The sequence below is a fragment of the Plantactinospora sp. CA-294935 genome (assembly GCF_050936445.1).
In the GTDB taxonomy this organism is placed as follows: Bacteria; Actinomycetota; Actinomycetes; order Mycobacteriales; family Micromonosporaceae; genus Plantactinospora.
This window is the reverse complement of record NZ_JBNJMU010000001.1, coordinates 4,076,725-4,091,561: the sequence shown is the minus strand read 5'-3', so window position 1 is coordinate 4,091,561 and position 14,837 is coordinate 4,076,725. Positions and strand designations below refer to the sequence as shown.

Below are 14,837 nucleotides of genomic sequence, written 5' to 3'. Positions count from 1 at the left end.
CTGTGCGATATGGCCGCAGAACGACGGTTCGATGATGCGCCGGTGGCCCCGGGATGCACGCGGACAGGGGCCACCGGTCGTCGCCCGCCGGCCGCCGGGGTCGGCTGGCGGATCCGGCCACCGGACTACCGCGTTCGTGGTACGTCTCCGGGTGACTGGCTCCGTACAGTGGCCGGATGAGGGGCGGGGCGGTGGCGCTCGGCGGTGCCCGGGGGCGGCGCTGGGCGGTGGACGCCGGGATCGCGGCGGCGGCCGGCGCCATCACCGCGTACCGGATCGCGGTCGTGGCGGTGCAGCCGGGCGACCGGGCGCCGGACCTCTGGGCGTACCTCCTCGGCGCGGCGATGGCGGCGGCCCTGCTCGCCCGGCGGCGCTGGCCGGCCGCGGCGCTGGCGGTGGTCGGCGCCCTGTTCCTGGCCTACCACGTCTCGCGGTATCCCGGCGGCGCACCGGCCGCCCCGGTCTGGGTCGCGCTCTACTCGGTCGCGGTGGCCCCGCGCCGCCGGCTCGGCCTGGCGCTGGCCGCGCTCTTCGTGCTGCTGGACGCGCAGGGCCGGATCGTGGTGGCCGGGGTGGAGCCGCTGGACGCGACGCTGGACAGCTCGACCGTGGTGTTCGTGGCGGCGCTGCTGCTCGGCGAGACGGTACGGAGCCGGCGGATCCGGCTCGCCCTGCTCACCGCCGAACGGGACCGTACGGCGCAGCGGCGGGTGGTCGAGGAGCGGATCCGGATCGCCCGGGAGCTGCACGACGTCACCGCGCACACCCTGGCGGTGGTCGGCGTGCAGGCCGGGGTGGCCGCCGACGTGCTGGACGACGACCCGGAGCAGGCCCGGGCGGCGTTGGAGGCGGTCCGGCGGGCCGCCCGGGAGGCGCTGACCGAACTGCGGGCGGCGGTCGGGGTACTCCGGGACGGCACCCGCCCGACCGGCCCGGAACCGCCGGCACCCGGCCTGGACCGGCTGCCCGCGCTGGCCGAGACGACCGGCGCGGTACTGCGGCACGACGGTACGCCGCGCCCGCTGCCCCGCGCGGTGGAGGCGACCGCGTACCGGATCGTGCAGGAGGCGGTGGCGAACGCGGTCCGGCACGCCGACGCCGACCGGATCGAGGTACGGGTCGGCTACCGCCCGGACGGGCTCGACCTGACCGTCTCCGACGACGGCCGGGGGCCGACCGGTCCAGCCGGCAACGGCCTGCGCGGGATGGCGGAACGGGCCGCCGGGCTGGGCGGCTGGCTGCGCACCGGTCCGGCCGACGGTGGTGGTGGTTTCCGGGTACGGGGGTGGCTGCCGGGATGACGGTCCGGGTGTTGCTGGCCGACGACCAGACACTGGTCCGGGCCGGCTTCCGGGTGCTGCTGGAGCGGGCACCGGAGATCGAGGTGGTGGCCGAGGCCACCGACGGCGAGGAGGCGATCGCGCTGACCAGGGCGCACCGGCCGGACGTCGTGCTGATGGACATCCGGATGCCGGGCACCGACGGGCTGACCGCGACCCGGCGGATCCTCGCCGACGACCGGCTGCCCGGAGTCCGCGTCGTCGTGCTGACCACCTTCGAACTCGACGAGTACGTCTACGCGGCGCTGCACGCCGGGGCGAGCGGCTTCCTGCTGAAGAACCTGGAGCCGGACGAGCTGCGCCGGGCGGTCCGGGTGGTGGCGGCCGGCGACGCGCTGCTGGCACCCGAGGTGACCCGCCGGCTGATCGCCGCGTACGCCGACGGTCCGGAGGTGCCCGGCCTGCACACGCTGACCGCCCGGGAACGCGAGGTGGTGACGCTGGTCGCGGACGGGCTCTCCAACGCGGAGCTGGGTACCCGGCTCGGGATGAGCGCGGCGACCGCGAAGACGCACGCGAACCGGGCGATGACCAAGCTCGGCGCCCGGGACCGGGCCCAACTCGTGGTCTTCGCCTACCGCAGCGGGCTCGCCGGGATACGACGACCGCGGTAGCCCGGCACTGCCGTCGGGCGGATCCGGCGGCGGCCGGCCGTTCGTAGCGTTCCCGGCATGTTTCTTGTTCTGGGACCGTTGCTGAACTTCGTCTCCGGCTTCTTCTGGGAGCCCGACTCGCAGGGCATCACCGCCGGCACGCTCGCCGCGCTCTCCTGCGCCTGCTGGCTGATCGGCCTGATCGGCCTCTACGACCGGCTCCGCGCCGCCGCGCCCCGCTACGTGGCGGTGGCGATGCCGCTGACCGTCTTCGCGGCCGTCGGCGGGGTGGCGTTCGGGGTGCAGAGCATCCACGAGGGGCTCTTCGACGCCTCGCACGCCGCCACGATCGAACTGCTCGACCAGCATCCGTTCGCCGCCTGGCCGCTCTACTGGGTGGCCGGTCCGCTCTTCCCGCTCGCCCTGTTCGGGCTGGGCGTGGCCCTGCTCCGGCTGCGCGCCGCACCGGTGCCGGTCGGCGTACTGGTCTGCCTGGGCGCGCTGGCGTTCCCGCTCGGCCGGATCACCCGGGAGGCGACGATCGCGCACGTGGCCGACCTGCTCCTGCTGCTGCCCTTCCTCTATCTCGGCGTACGCGCACTGACCGTGCCGCGTGACCCCGCCGCCCGGGAGACCGGAGCCGGCACCGCGCGCCCCGGACAGCCGGTGGGAAGCGCCTGACCGGCCGTGGGAAGACGGGTGCGGGCGCTCAGGCCGAGACCAGTTGCCGGGCCTGGGCCAGGGTGACCGGCTCGCCGTGGCTGTCGACGTACCACTCGTAGTCGTCGTCGAGCAGGTCGCGCATCATCGCCACGTCGGGGCCGTCGTCCGGGTCGCGCAGGTGTGCCGGCGGTGGGTAGAAGCAGTCGCCGAGCAGCGCGACCCGGGCGTCCGGGACGTACACCACCGTCGAGTCGGGGGCGTGCGCGCCACCGACGTGCCGCAGCCGTACCCCGGTCGGCAGGGTCAGCTCGTCGGTGAAGGTGCGGGTCGGGGGCAGGACGGTGAAGTCGGCCCAGTCGTCCATGGCCAGCGCCCGGGCCCGGAAGCTCGGACCGAGTCGCGGATTCTCGCGTACCTGATGGCGCAGGTAGCGGTGGCTCCACGGCCGGGCCGCCTCCTGCCGGAGCAGCTCCCGCCCCGCGACCTGCCCGACGATCTCCACGTCCGGCCAGGCGCAGGCGCCCCAGACATGGTCCCAGTGGTGGTGGGTGTAGACCAGCCACCGGGCCGGGGGCAGCCCGGCGGCCCGCATCGCCGCCTGGACCGCCCGGGCGTGCGCGGGGCTGTGCCCGGCGTCGACGACCACGCTGCCCCGGTCGTCGGCGACGACCGCCACCGCGGCCTGGACGTTCGCCGGGTCCGGGTCGCCGGGCGAGAGCCAGACCCGGCCGGCGAGCTGCCGGATGGTGACGCCGTCGATGATCGCGTGACCTCCTCGAACCGGGTCCGGGGCGGACGCGGGGTGCCGTGCCCCACACCCTATCCGCGCGGTCCGGCGGCGGCGGATACGGTACGGCGTACCAGGTGGAGGGGGCGACGAGGGTGATCACCCGTACCGATGTGCAGGAGGCGGCGGCCCGGATCGCCGGACACGTCCGGACGACCCCGGTGGCCCGGGTCGAGCCCGACCTCGCCGGTCCGGCCGGTGCGCTCTGGCTGAAGCTGGAGTTCCTGCAACACTCGGGGTCGTTCAAGGCGCGGGGCGCGTTCAACCGGGTGCTGGCCGCCGCCGAGCGCGGCGAGTTGCCGGCCGCCGGGGTGGTCACCGCGTCCGGCGGCAACGCCGGCGCCGCCGTCGCGTACGCGGCGAGGTCCCTCGGCGTACCGGCCGAGGTGTACGTGCCGACCGCCGCCCCCGCCGTCAAGGTCGGCAAGCTGCGCCAGCTCGGCGCCACCGTGGTCCGGCACGGCACCGAGTACGCCGAGGCGTACGACGCCGCGGTCAAGCGGACCGCCGACACCGGGGCACTGTTCTGCCACGCCTACGACCAGCCGGAGATCTGCGCCGGTCAGGGCACTCTCGGGCTGGAGCTGCTGGAGCAGACCGGTGAGCTGGACACCGTGCTGGTGGCGGTCGGCGGCGGCGGGCTGATGGCCGGGGTGACCACCGCACTGGACGGCCGGGCCGGGGTGGTGGCGGTCGAGCCGGAGGGCGCCTCGGCGCTGCACGCCGCGCTGGTGGCGGGCGGGCCGGTCGACGTACCGGTCGCCGGGGTGGCCGCCGACTCGCTCGGCGCCCGCCGGGTCGGCGCGATCGCGTACGAGGTGGCCGTCCGGGCCGGGGTGCGCAGCGTGCTGGTCACCGACGAGCAGATCGTGCAGGCGCGACGACTGCTCTGGAGCCGCTACCGGGTCGCCGTCGAGCACGGTACCGCCGCCGCGCTGGCCGCGCTCACCTCCGGGGCGTACCGGCCGGTCGCCGGGGAGCGGCTCGCCGTGCTGCTCTGCGGGGCCAACACCGACCCCGCCGACCTGGCCGGCTGACCCCGAGGGCTAGCGCACCACCCGCAGGGCGGCGCGGCGCCGGGCGTACCGGCCCGGCCAGTCCGCCTCCGGGCCGAGCAGGGCGGCGAGGCTGGCCGCGTCCCGCTGTGCCTGGCCCGCGCAGCAGTTGTTCAGCAGGACGTGCAGTTCGTCGGTCTCGTCGGCGAGGCCGCGCAGCCGCTTCGCCCAGTCGGCGAGTTCGTCGTCGCCGTACGCGTACCGGAACCGGGCCTCCTTGTCGCCGGTGGTCCACTCCGGGCTGTGGCCGTGGAACCGCATCACCGCCGGCTCGGCGGTGGCCAGCAGCAGCGGCGGGATCGACGACTCGTGCCCCTGCGGCATGTCGACACTGACCATCGTGATGTCGTGCCGGGCGAGGAAGCCGACGGTGTCCGGCGCGTTGTCACCGTCGAACCAGGACGCGTTGCGCAGTTCGACCGCGACCCGCCAGGGCCGGGCGCGCTCGGCGGCGTCGAGGATCCGCTCCTTCGCCCGCTCGCCGTGCGCCAGCCAGGGCGGGAACTGGAACAGCAGTACACCGAGCTTGCCGGCTCCGGCGATCGGCTCGACGGCCTCCCGGAACCGCTGCCACAGCTCGTCGTAGGTCGACTCCGGCAGGTCGCGGCGGCGTACCCGACCGGTGTCCCGGCCGTCCGGCCGCAGGTCCCGGGGCAGTGCCGCCAGTTCCGCCCCGTGCCCGGTGAACAGGCCGAACGCCTTGACGTTGAAGGTGAAGTCCGGCGGGGTACGGTCCACCCAGGCCGACGTCGTCTCCGGGGCCGGTACGGCGTAGTAGGTGGTGTCCACCTCGACCAGACCGAACCGCTCGGCGTAGTAGGCCAGCCGCCCGGCCGGAGTGTTGGCCGACCGGGGGTACCAGCCGGACGCGAGCAGCGACCGGTCCGCCCAGGAGGAGGTGCCCACCTTTATCTCGCCCATGTCCACAGTCTCTCCCCACCGGCCACGGTGGTCGAAACCTACCGACCCGGGACAGACCGGAGAATTGCTCGATCGTGGACGGAGCGCCCGCCCTGCTACCGTCCGCCAGGTGCCCGACCTGTTAGCCCCGGACGGCACCCCGCGTTTCTCGTCGCCGCCCGCCATCCCGGCCTGGTCACCCGGCTGGTGATGGCCGAGGCAGGCCCGCAGGGACCGGACGCCGAGACCCCTGCGCGGATCGCCCGCTGGCTCGACGGCTGGCCGACCCCGTTTCCGGACCGGACCGCCGCCGTCCGGCACTTCGGCGGCGGCCGGGCCGGGGAAGCCTGGGCCGACGGGCTACGGCACCGGGACGACGGGTGGTACCCGGCCTTCGACCGGGACGTCATGGTCGACACGATCGCCGCCGCCGGACCGCGCTGGGACGAGGCGAACGGCGTTATCGAGACCGACAGTTCCGACAAATCATATGCTGGTGCGGTGACGACCAGCGGCTCCGACGGCCACCGCCGGGCACACACCGGTCGGCGCCGCAACGAGGAGGCCCGGCAGGCGATCCTCGACGCGGCGCTCCGGCTGCTCACCACCCGGCACGACGGCGGGCTGACCGTGGATGTCATCGCCCACGAGGCCGGGGTCGGCAAGCAGACGATCTACCGCTGGTGGCAGTCGAAGGGCGCGGTCCTGCTGGAGGCGCTGACCGACTGGAGCGACTCGCTGGTGCCGGTCCCGGACACCGGATCGCTCCGGGAGGATCTCTGCACCTACCTCGCGCACACCTTCCGCCGGGCGGGCGAGCCGGCGACGGCGGCGGTGCTGCGTACCCTGGCCGCCGAGGCGGCCCGCGACCCGGGCACCGCCGAGTTGTTCCGGCAGTTCACCCAGACCCGCCGGGACGCGCTGCACGCCATCGTCCGGCGGGGCCGGGAGCGCGGCGAACTCGGCCCGGAACTGGATCTCGACCTCCTGGTCGACCAGGCGTACGGACTGTTCTGGTACCGCTTCCTGCTCGGGCACGGGCCACTGAACCAGGAGACCGCCGTCCGACTGACCGACGCCCTCACCTGCCGATGAGATCACTCCGGGTCCTCGTGCAATAACCAATAGCAACGACATCGTATATCTCGTCCGGCCGCTCGCCGGCATGTCATGCTGGCCCGTCGGGAGCCTGCGGCTGCGATGCTCGGCCGGAGCCCCCGCCGACCGACCCGACGAGGAAGGCCAGCAGCCGAGCCGATGAGTTCCGAACACGCGCACAGCCACCTGCCCCGCCCCGGCCGGCCGACCAGCCGCGCCGCGCGCCGGCTGAGTCTGGCCCTGCTGATCCCGGCGGCGGTGCTCACCCTCGTGTCGATGGTGCTGCTGTGGCCCCGGGACACCCCGGCGCCCGGTCCGGCCGACGGTCCGATCCGGGTGCTCGGCACGGTCGTCGCCGTCACGTCGGCCCCCTGCGCCGCACCGCCCGCCGGGGAGGAACTGCCGACCGGCGCCCCGACCGACTGCGGCACGGTCACGGTCGACCTGACCGAGGGCGTCGGGGCCGGCCAGCGGGTCAGCACCGACGTACCGTCCGGGCCGGGCGCAATCCGGGTGGGGGCCGGGGACGAGGTGGTGCTGCTCTATCTGGAGGAGAGCCCCGAGCGGCAGTACTCGATCATCGACCACCAGCGGTCCACCCAGTTGTGGCTGCTCGGCGCGGTGTTCGCGCTCGCCGTACTCGCCTTCGGCCGGTGGCGCGGCCTGAGCGCCCTGGCCGGACTCGGCGTCACCTTCGCGGTGCTGCTGATGTTCATCGTGCCGGCCATCCTCGACGGACGCTCACCACTGCTGGTCGCCATCGTCGGCGCCGCGGCGATCATGCTCACCGTGCTGTACCTGACGCACGGGTTCAGCATGACCACCACGATCGCGGTGGCCGGCACCCTGGCCAGCCTGACCATCACCGCGGCCCTCTCCGCGATCGCCACCGCCGCCGCCCACCTCTCCGGGATCGCCGACGAGACCTCCAACTACCTCTCCATCACCCAGGGTGAGGTCAATATGCGCGGTCTGCTACTGGCCGGCATCGTGATCGGCTCACTCGGGGTACTCGACGACGTCACCGTCACGCAGTCGGCAACGGTCAGCGAACTCGCCCTGGCCAATCCCGGGTACGGCTTCCGGCGGCTCTACTCGGCGGCCACCCGGATCGGTCGGGCACACATCGCATCGGTGATCAACACGATCGTGCTGGCGTACGCCGGCGCCTCCCTGCCGCTGATGCTGCTCTTCGCCGCCGACACCGCCACCCCGGTCGGCGAGCTGCTCACCAGCCCGCTGATCGCCCAGGAGCTGGTGCGCAGCGCGGTCGGCACCATCGGGCTGATCACCGCCGTCCCGATCACCACCGCCCTGGCGGCCCTGCTCGCCGCCCGGCGCGGCATCGAGCCGGAGGCAGGTCCGGTACCACCGGTCCCGGCCACGCCCGCTCCGGCTCCGGCGGCCCGGCGCGACGCCGCCGGGGTCGGGGTCGGAGAGCGGCCATCGCCGTCGGTACCGTCGGGCGGGCCCCCGCCGGGGGCAGGTGGCGACGCGCCGGTACCGGCGGCGGGTGGCGATGCCCCGGAGGCCGATCCGTGGATGGCCTTCGTCGACCGCCATCCGGACGGGAAGCGGTAACCCGGGACCGCCATCCGGACGGGAAACGGTAACCCGGGACCGCCATCCGGACGGGAAGCGGCAACCCGGGGACCCGCGACCAGGGCAACGCCCGCACCGGCCGGGACGGCGGGGTAGGCCTCGGGTTCGGTCCCCGCGACGGTGCCGGCCCGGCAGGCGCCGCTGAGCTGCGATCCGGACGGCCCGCTGGTGGCCGAGGCGCAGCGGCGGATCGAGGCGCTCGACGGCGAGGGCTACCGCCTGGTCAACGCCGAGGGGTCGTCGCCACCCTGCCCGGTACGCCGGACGGGGTGCCGCTGCCGACCCCGTGATCCCGCGATCTGCGATCTCAGCCCGGGGTCGGTGCCGGCGGGGTCGGCCGGTTGGCGTCGGCGGCGGCCCGGACGAACTCCCGGACCCGGGCGGTGGTGTTGGTGGCCAGCCAGATCGGGCCGCGTTCGATCGGCGGCGCGTCGGAGATCGGCACGTACGCGAGGTCGGGGCGGGGATAGTAGCGGCGGCTGTGCTCGCCGACCGGCAGTACGCCCCGGCCGAGCGCGACCAGCGAGAGCATCTCGGAGAAGGTGTTCCCGACCGGCCCCTTCGGCACCGGTCGGCCCGACGGGGTGTGCTCGGGCGTACGGTCGCGCTTGAACTCGGCGGAGGTGACCGCCGGATACTGCACCACCGGATGGTCGGCGAGGACCTCCAGGGAGACCGACGCCGCGCCGGCCAGCGGATGGTCGGCGGCGACCGCGAGGACCCGCCCCTCGGAGAGCAGCGCCGGCCCGTTCGTCATGCCGTCGAACGGGTACGAGGCGATCAGCACGTCCACCGAGCCGTCCAGCAGGCTCGACCGGGTGTTCGCGAGCTGCGCCTCGTGCACCTCGACCTCGCACTCGGGATGCCGCTCGGTGAAGAGGTTGACCGCCCTGAGCAGCAGCGGCGCCGTCCCCTCCCCCAGGAACGCCACCCGGAGCCGTCCGGTGACATTGCGCCCGGCGTCGACGGCCCGGCGCACGGCCTCGTCGATCCCGGCCACCAGCGGGGTCAGGTCGGCGGCCAACTGCCGCCCGATCGGGGTGAGCCGGACGACCCGGCTGGTGCGCTCGAACAGCGGCGCCCCGACCCGGCGTTCGAGCTTCTTCACCACATGGCTGATCCGCCCGGTGGTGACGTGGAGCCGCTCGGCGGTACGGCCGAAGTGCAGCTCGTCGGCGAGGGTCAGGAAGGTCTCGATCTCGTGTCGTTCCAGCACGTCGGCGCCCATCGTTGAATCTGGATCAACGATCGTAGCCCGATCACGGCTTGGTGCCGGTCGCCGTGCGGCGGATCGTAAGAGGCGTCACCGCCGGGCCGGGGTTCCGGCCAGAACGCCGAGTTGCAGCCGACCGGCGTGGTCCAACAGGAGGAAACATGGGCACCACCGAGATCACCGACTACCTGCGCGGTCTCGACGCACCGCTGCGGGAGATCGGCGAGAAGCTCCGGCCGATCGTCGACGCGGCGCTGCCGGGGGCGACCGGCGGGATGTGGCACGGCCACCCGACCTGGAGCCTGGGCAGCAGGCCCGGACAGCAGCCGGTCTGCCTGCTGAAGGCGTACCGGTCGTACGTGACGTTCGGGCTGTGGCGGGGGCAGGAGCTGGCCGACCCGGGCGGGCGGCTCGTCCCGGGCGCCCGCCGGATGGCCGCGGTGAAACTACACGCCGTCGACGAGATCGACCCGGCGCTCTTCACCGACTGGCTGCGCCGGGCCGCCGACCTGGAGACGAGGTGACGACGATGAAGGTCAAGGCGTTCGACCATCTGGTACTCACCGTGCAGGACGTGGAACGCTCCCTGGCGTTCTACAGCGGGACCCTCGGCCTGGCACCGGTCCGGGTGCACGAGTGGCGGGCGGGCAAGGTCCCGTTCCCCTCGGTCCGGATCACCCCGGAGACCATCATCGACCTGGTGCACGGCCAGCGGGGCGAGTCGAACGTCGACCACATCTGCCTGGTCGTGGAGCCGCTGGACTGGGCCGAGGTGATCGAGGCGGGGATCTTCACCGTCCTGGAGGGGCCGGTCGGCCGGTTCGGTGCACGCGGCAACGCGATCTCGATCTACGTCTCCGACCCGGACGGCAACACCGTCGAGCTGCGCTGGTATCCGGAGGACCGCGCGGGATAGCACGGGCAGGCCAGGTGCGGCGGACGGGCGGGCCGACCCGTCCGCCGCGCCCGGACGTCCCCGCCTCGCCTACCCGGACGACCGGCGGTGCAGATCGAGGCGCTCCAGGGTCGGCCCTCCGACCGGGGATGGCCGCGAAGATCAGCACGCAGAACGATATCGTTGAATGTCTGAGTCTGCGACCGGCTCTGCGCCGAGCGCGTCCACCTGCACCGAGGCGGCGATGTCATGGCCAACCTGCTCGACCGGATCGACCGGGCGACGTCCGGTCTCTGCCCCTGCGGCGCCGCCCCCGCCGCCGGCTCGGCGTACTGCTCGGACGACTGTCGACCCAGCCATGTCGGCGACGACACCGACACCCGGGAGACGGGGCACCTGGCCACGCCGATGCGGTGGCGCCCCGACCTGGTCACCGTCGGCGACGACAGCGACCTGGTCGACCTCGGCCCCCAGACCTGGTACGAGGGGCCCTACCGGGCCCAGATCTTCGACCGGGCCAGCCGACCCGGCAGTTGGCACCTGCGGCTGGACGACGGACACCGGTACGTCGGCTGCGACCTCGGTGACCTGGTCGAGACCGGACCGGGGCCGGTGCCCGAGCACCTCGTCGGACGGATCCGGGACGTCTGGCGACGGCTGGAACGGGAGCTGACCGATCCCCGCCGCACGGTGCCGTACGCCGGCCCGTGGCAGGCCGCCTTTCCCACCGGCGGCGGGCCGTCATCCGCGGGCGGGGCGTACGGGCCGGCCCAGCCGCTCAGTGCCCCGACCCAGGCATGGCAGCGGCGGTGCCGGCGCTGCGACCGGCACGGCGTACCCGTGGACGGCCGGCGCAACGGCGAGCCCTGCCAACTGTGCGCGCACTGCCAGGCGCCGTTCCCCGGGCCGGTGCTGATCCCGACGCTCCAGTCCCACGGTCGGCACACCGTGTTGAAGCTGAGCTACGTCGCGAACGGCGAGTACTTCACCCGCAGCGCCTTCGTGCCCGGCCGCGACATGATGACCGCCGAGGATCCGGCGGTGCTGCTCCAGTCCGCGTGGGACCGGCTCGAAGCCTTCCTGCTGGACCAGATTCCCCGGTCGCCGAGCGGGCCGGACCGTCCGGCCACCGAATAGCGGGGACGCCCGGCCCCGGCGCCCGGCCGCGCCATCAGGACGGACGGTTGCCGCGCCGTGTATGCCGGGCCGGCAGAATCGACCGGAAGAGTTCCCCGCGTCGGCGGATGGAGTCGGTCAATGCCTGAGAACGCCACCGGACCCGATCCCCGCACAGCCACCTGCCCCACCGGGTACGTCGCGCTACTACGCCAGGTCCGGTGCGGGTCCGGCCTGACTTACCGGGAGATCAGCCGACGGGCCCGGGAGACCGGCAAGACGCTCCCGCCCAGCACCCTCGCCAACATGCTGGGCCGGAACACCCTGCCCCGAGCCGAGTTGGTGGTCACCTTCCTCACCGCCTGCGGAACGCCGCCGGAGCAGGTGGCCAGCTGGGTCGACGTACGCCGCCGGATCGCCGAGGACGGCGCGGCCGCCACCGCGACGGCGGCGCCGGCACGGCCGTCCACCGTGCACCCGCCGTCGGTCGCCGGCCGGGCACGGGTACGCCGCTGGCGCCCCGCCCTGGCGATCGGCACCGTTGCGCTGCTCGCGATCGTGGTGCTGGCCTGGCGTGGCCTCGACAGTGAACTCGCCTCGGCGCACGACGGCCGCCCGCCGGCCGGTACGGCGGTCCGGAGTCCGTCGCCGGGCGCCCCGGCCGTGCCGGCACCCGGCTACTACCTGGTCCGTGCGGCCCACTCCAGCCTGTGCCTGACCGAACGCGTCGGCACCGACGACAGGCAACTCTTCCAGAGCGACTGTGCCCGTGCCTTCCCACCACGGGCGCTCCGGCCGACTGGCGCGGGACACCGGTTCGAGACGCTGCATCCCGAGTTCGGCCCCGGCTGCATGGGGGTGGTGGCGGCGAGTCGGGACGTCGGCGGGGTGGTCCAGGACGGATTCTGCGGTACGGGACTCGCGGAGGAGTTCCGGTTGGAGCCGGTCACCACCCCGGCCAGCGGCTTCCGGATCCACGCCGTGCACAGTGGGCTCTGCGTCGGGGTGGTGGACGGCTCGACCGAGGACTGGGCACCGGTCCGCCAGGTCGCCTGTGATCTCAGCACGCCCGGCCAGATCTTCACCTTCGACACCGCGCCCGCCCCGTCTCCGGCCGCCTCCGGCGGCTGACCTCCGCGGTCGGCGCGACATCGGGACAGGCCGATCGCACAGATCGGGATAGCCACATCGCACAGGTCGGGACGGGTGGACCGGCGGATCGGCTCGGCCGGGTCGGCCGGTCGGCCCTGGTTGTCGACGGTTTTCGCGTCCCTCGCGAATATTTCCATGATCTTTTCGGGCCGACACGCGGTACGGTCCTTACTACCGCGGCGTGCACGCGCCCCGACGCACGTCGCCACCCACTGGGGCATCGTGCACGGAGGACATACGCATGACCTATCGGTCGGATCGCACACCAGGCAGGAGACGCCGGCTCGTCGGCGTGGCGGCGGCAGCCGTACTCCTCGCCTCCCTGCTGCCGGGGACGGCGTCGGGCCAGGAACCCGCGCCGGACCCGCGGATCGGCCTCGGCGCGGGCTGGCTGGACGCGCAGAGCGCGAGCAGCAACCTCGAACTGCTGGCCCACCGCGACAAGCCGGCAGGATTCGTCAACCCGGCCAACCCGGGTGACTTCGGCTACGCCGGATCGGATCTCGCCTTCGGCGGCGATCACGCCTTCATCGGCAACTTCAACGGCTTCAACATCTACGACATCTCCCAGCCGGCCAACCCCGCACTGGTCACCAGCGTGGTGTGCCCGGGCGGGCAGGGCGACCTGAGCGTCCACGGCGACCTGCTCTTCATGTCGGTCGAGGAGACCCGTGGCCGCCTCGACTGCGGTACGGACCCGGCGGTCGGCACCCGCTTCCAGGGCGTACGCGTCTTCGACATCAGCGACGTGGCGAACCCGGTGCAGGTCGCCGCGGTGCAGACCTGCCGAGGATCGCACACGCACACCCTGGTCACCGACCCGGACGACAGCGCGAACGTCTACGTGTACGTCTCCGGCACCGCCGGCGTCCGCCCGGCCACCACGATGGCCGGCTGCAACAACACCCCGGCGGCCGGCGACAACCCGGCCCGGTGGCGGATCGATGTCATCAAGGTACCGGTGGCGGCCCCCGAGCAGGCGGCGATCGTCAGCGGTCCCCGGCTGTTCGCGAACCCGCAGACCGGTGCGGTCGACGGCCTGCAGAACACCCCGCCGGCCCCGACCCACCCCTCGGGCGGTTCGTGGAGCCCGTCGCCGGTGACCGACGCCTGCCACGACATCACCGCCTATCCGGAACTCGGCCTCGCGGCCGGCGCCTGCGAGGGCAACGGGATCCTGATCGACATCTCGAACCCCGCCAACCCGGTACGCATCGACGAGGTCTCCGACCCGAACTTCGCGTACTGGCACTCCGCGACGCTCAGCAACGACGGTAAGAAGGTCATCTTCACCGACGAGTGGGGCGGCGGCACCGGTGCCCGGTGTCGGACGACCGACCAGCCGCAGTGGGGCGCCAACGCGATCTTCGACATCGTGGACCGGAAGATGCGGTTCGCCAGCTACTACAAGCTGCCGGTGCCGCAGACGCTCCAGGAGAACTGCGTCGCACACAACGGCTCGCTGATCCCGGTGCCGGGGCGGGACATCCTGGCCCAGGCGTGGTACCAGGGCGGCATCTCGCTGCTCGACTTCACCGACTCGGCCAACCCGCGCGAGATCGGCTACTTCGACCGGGGGCCGATCAGCCCCACCAGCATCATGCTCGGCGGCTTCTGGTCGGCGTACTGGTACAACGGTCAGGTCTACGGCAGTGAGATCGCCCGCGGCTTCGACGTCTTCGGGCTGAAGCCGAGCCAGGACCTGAGCGCGGCGGAGATCGCGGCCGCCCGCGAGGTGCGGGTGCCGGAGTTCAACGCCCAGCACCAGACCAGGACCACCTGGGCGCCGAGCCTCGCGGTGGCCCGGGCCCGCTTCGACCAGTTGGCCCGGACCTGCACCTCGACCATCTCGAAGCGGCACAACGGGCCGCTGACGGTCACCGGCGTCACCTGCCTGACCGGGGCGACCGTCTCCGGCCCGGTCACGGTCCGCCCGGGTGCCTCGCTGCTGGCGCTCGACTCGACGATCTCCGGCCCGGTGTCGGCGTCGAACGCGGCCGCGGTGCACCTCTACGGCAGCACGGTGCGCGGGCCGGTGAGCATCACCGGTACGAAGGGCAGCGCCGCCATCGTGCAGACCGAGATCTCCGGACCGGCCGTACTGACCTCGAACCGTACCGGGACGGTCGAGCCGATCGTCGCGGACAGCACCGTACGCGGCCCGCTGAGCTGCACCGGCAACTCGCCGGCGCCGATCAACCTCGGTAAGGCCAACACGGTGCAGGGGCCGGTCGCCGGCCAGTGCGCCAGCCTTGACTGACCCACGGTAGACACCGCTGGCAGTGGGGGCGTGTCCGGTCGGAGTACCCGGCGGGACACGCCCCCGGCGCGTTCCCGGGCCGGCACGTCTCCAGGCCGGCGGCACGTCTCCAGGCCGGCGGCACGTTTCCGGTCGGCGGTGAGGTTCCGGTCGGCGGTGAGGT

General features: G+C 73.6%; 14 protein-coding genes. 11 read left to right on the top strand and 3 right to left on the bottom strand.

Going from position 1 to position 14,837, the window contains the following annotated elements; translation table 11 throughout:
* Nucleotides 1–176: 176 nt before the first annotated feature.
* The 3 genes from ACQEVC_RS18310 to ACQEVC_RS18300 are packed head-to-tail and all read left to right on the top strand — an operon-like array spanning nucleotide 177 to nucleotide 2,614.
* Nucleotides 177–1,301, top strand: a complete 1,125-nt coding sequence (locus ACQEVC_RS18310; RefSeq protein WP_432878915.1) for a sensor histidine kinase — start codon at nucleotides 177–179, stop codon at nucleotides 1,299–1,301.
* Nucleotides 1,298–1,954 carry a response regulator transcription factor gene (locus ACQEVC_RS18305; RefSeq protein ID WP_432878906.1) on the top strand — a complete coding sequence of 219 codons (657 nt, stop codon included), beginning with the start codon at nucleotides 1,298–1,300 and terminating at the stop codon, nucleotides 1,952–1,954. The genes ACQEVC_RS18310 and ACQEVC_RS18305 overlap by 4 nt, the downstream gene beginning before the upstream one ends.
* A 57-nt stretch (nucleotides 1,955–2,011) precedes the next feature.
* Nucleotides 2,012–2,614, top strand: a complete 603-nt coding sequence (locus ACQEVC_RS18300; protein WP_432878901.1) for a hypothetical protein — start codon at nucleotides 2,012–2,014, stop codon at nucleotides 2,612–2,614.
* A gap of 28 nt (nucleotides 2,615–2,642) precedes the next feature.
* Here ACQEVC_RS18300 and ACQEVC_RS18295 read toward each other — a convergent pair whose 3' ends face one another.
* On the bottom strand, nucleotides 2,643–3,272 hold the full coding sequence (locus ACQEVC_RS18295) for an MBL fold metallo-hydrolase (protein ID WP_432878900.1): 630 nt from the start codon (nucleotides 3,270–3,272) through the stop codon (nucleotides 2,643–2,645).
* Between the two features lie 131 nt (nucleotides 3,273–3,403).
* Here ACQEVC_RS18295 and ACQEVC_RS18290 point away from each other — a divergent pair, with 131 nt between their 5' ends.
* Nucleotides 3,404–4,420 (top strand): threonine/serine dehydratase, encoded by a 1,017-nt coding sequence (locus tag ACQEVC_RS18290; protein ID WP_432878899.1) that lies wholly within the window; start codon nucleotides 3,404–3,406, stop codon nucleotides 4,418–4,420.
* Nucleotides 4,421–4,429: 9 nt separating this feature from the next.
* Here the strand turns inward: ACQEVC_RS18290 and ACQEVC_RS18285 are convergent, their stop codons facing one another.
* Nucleotides 4,430–5,359, bottom strand: a complete 930-nt coding sequence (locus ACQEVC_RS18285; RefSeq protein WP_432878896.1) for a DUF72 domain-containing protein — start codon at nucleotides 5,357–5,359, stop codon at nucleotides 4,430–4,432.
* A 189-nt stretch (nucleotides 5,360–5,548) separates the two neighbouring features.
* Here ACQEVC_RS18285 and ACQEVC_RS18280 point away from each other — a divergent pair, with 189 nt between their 5' ends.
* Both ACQEVC_RS18280 and ACQEVC_RS18275 read left to right on the top strand, forming a co-directional pair.
* Nucleotides 5,549–6,433, top strand: a complete 885-nt coding sequence (locus tag ACQEVC_RS18280; RefSeq protein ID WP_432878893.1) for a TetR/AcrR family transcriptional regulator — start codon at nucleotides 5,549–5,551, stop codon at nucleotides 6,431–6,433.
* Nucleotides 6,434–6,595: 162 nt separating this feature from the next.
* Nucleotides 6,596–8,017 (top strand): YibE/F family protein, encoded by a 1,422-nt coding sequence (locus ACQEVC_RS18275; RefSeq protein ID WP_432878891.1) that lies wholly within the window; start codon nucleotides 6,596–6,598, stop codon nucleotides 8,015–8,017.
* 328 nt (nucleotides 8,018–8,345) lie between these two features.
* On the opposite strand, the gene ACQEVC_RS18270 is transcribed toward ACQEVC_RS18275, so the two are convergent.
* Nucleotides 8,346–9,254, bottom strand: coding sequence for a LysR family transcriptional regulator (locus tag ACQEVC_RS18270; RefSeq protein WP_432891512.1), 909 nt, complete (start codon nucleotides 9,252–9,254; stop codon nucleotides 8,346–8,348).
* A gap of 158 nt (nucleotides 9,255–9,412) precedes the next feature.
* Between ACQEVC_RS18270 and ACQEVC_RS18265 the strand changes: the two genes are divergently transcribed.
* The 5 genes from ACQEVC_RS18265 (at nucleotide 9,413) to ACQEVC_RS18245 (ending at nucleotide 14,674) form a co-directional block, all read left to right on the top strand.
* The gene (locus ACQEVC_RS18265; RefSeq protein WP_432878888.1) at nucleotides 9,413–9,775 is read left to right on the top strand and encodes a DUF1801 domain-containing protein; all 363 of its coding nucleotides are present in this window, start codon (nucleotides 9,413–9,415) and stop codon (nucleotides 9,773–9,775) included.
* 5 nt (nucleotides 9,776–9,780) lie between these two features.
* The gene (locus tag ACQEVC_RS18260; RefSeq protein ID WP_432891509.1) at nucleotides 9,781–10,167 is read left to right on the top strand and encodes a VOC family protein; all 387 of its coding nucleotides are present in this window, start codon (nucleotides 9,781–9,783) and stop codon (nucleotides 10,165–10,167) included.
* Between the two features lie 228 nt (nucleotides 10,168–10,395).
* A complete protein-coding gene (locus ACQEVC_RS18255; protein WP_432878886.1) occupies nucleotides 10,396–11,283 on the top strand; it encodes a hypothetical protein in 888 nt (295 codons plus the stop codon).
* A 120-nt stretch (nucleotides 11,284–11,403) separates the two neighbouring features.
* Complete coding sequence (locus ACQEVC_RS18250; protein ID WP_432878883.1) at nucleotides 11,404–12,393, top strand: helix-turn-helix domain-containing protein; 990 nt, start codon at nucleotides 11,404–11,406, stop codon at nucleotides 12,391–12,393.
* Between the two features lie 262 nt (nucleotides 12,394–12,655).
* Complete coding sequence (locus tag ACQEVC_RS18245) at nucleotides 12,656–14,674, top strand: LVIVD repeat-containing protein (protein ID WP_432878880.1); 2,019 nt, start codon at nucleotides 12,656–12,658, stop codon at nucleotides 14,672–14,674.
* Nucleotides 14,675–14,837: the final 163 nt, after the last annotated feature.

Excerpts from the sequence above, each read along its gene's own strand:
- ACQEVC_RS18310 (WP_432878915.1), top strand. The coding sequence starts at position 177 with ATGAGGGGCGGGGCGGTGGCGCTCGGCGGTGCCCGGGGGCGGCGCTGG.
- ACQEVC_RS18305 (WP_432878906.1), top strand. The coding sequence starts at position 1,298 with ATGACGGTCCGGGTGTTGCTGGCCGACGACCAGACACTGGTCCGGGCC.
- ACQEVC_RS18300 (WP_432878901.1), top strand. The coding sequence starts at position 2,012 with ATGTTTCTTGTTCTGGGACCGTTGCTGAACTTCGTCTCCGGCTTCTTC.
- ACQEVC_RS18285 (WP_432878896.1), bottom strand. The coding sequence starts at position 5,359 with ATGGGCGAGATAAAGGTGGGCACCTCCTCCTGGGCGGACCGGTCGCTG.
- ACQEVC_RS18280 (WP_432878893.1), top strand. The coding sequence starts at position 5,549 with ATGGCCGAGGCAGGCCCGCAGGGACCGGACGCCGAGACCCCTGCGCGG.
- ACQEVC_RS18275 (WP_432878891.1), top strand. The coding sequence starts at position 6,596 with ATGAGTTCCGAACACGCGCACAGCCACCTGCCCCGCCCCGGCCGGCCG.
- ACQEVC_RS18265 (WP_432878888.1), top strand. The coding sequence starts at position 9,413 with ATGGGCACCACCGAGATCACCGACTACCTGCGCGGTCTCGACGCACCG.
- ACQEVC_RS18260 (WP_432891509.1), top strand. The coding sequence starts at position 9,781 with ATGAAGGTCAAGGCGTTCGACCATCTGGTACTCACCGTGCAGGACGTG.
- ACQEVC_RS18255 (WP_432878886.1), top strand. The coding sequence starts at position 10,396 with ATGGCCAACCTGCTCGACCGGATCGACCGGGCGACGTCCGGTCTCTGC.
- ACQEVC_RS18250 (WP_432878883.1), top strand. The coding sequence starts at position 11,404 with ATGCCTGAGAACGCCACCGGACCCGATCCCCGCACAGCCACCTGCCCC.
- ACQEVC_RS18245 (WP_432878880.1), top strand. The coding sequence starts at position 12,656 with ATGACCTATCGGTCGGATCGCACACCAGGCAGGAGACGCCGGCTCGTC.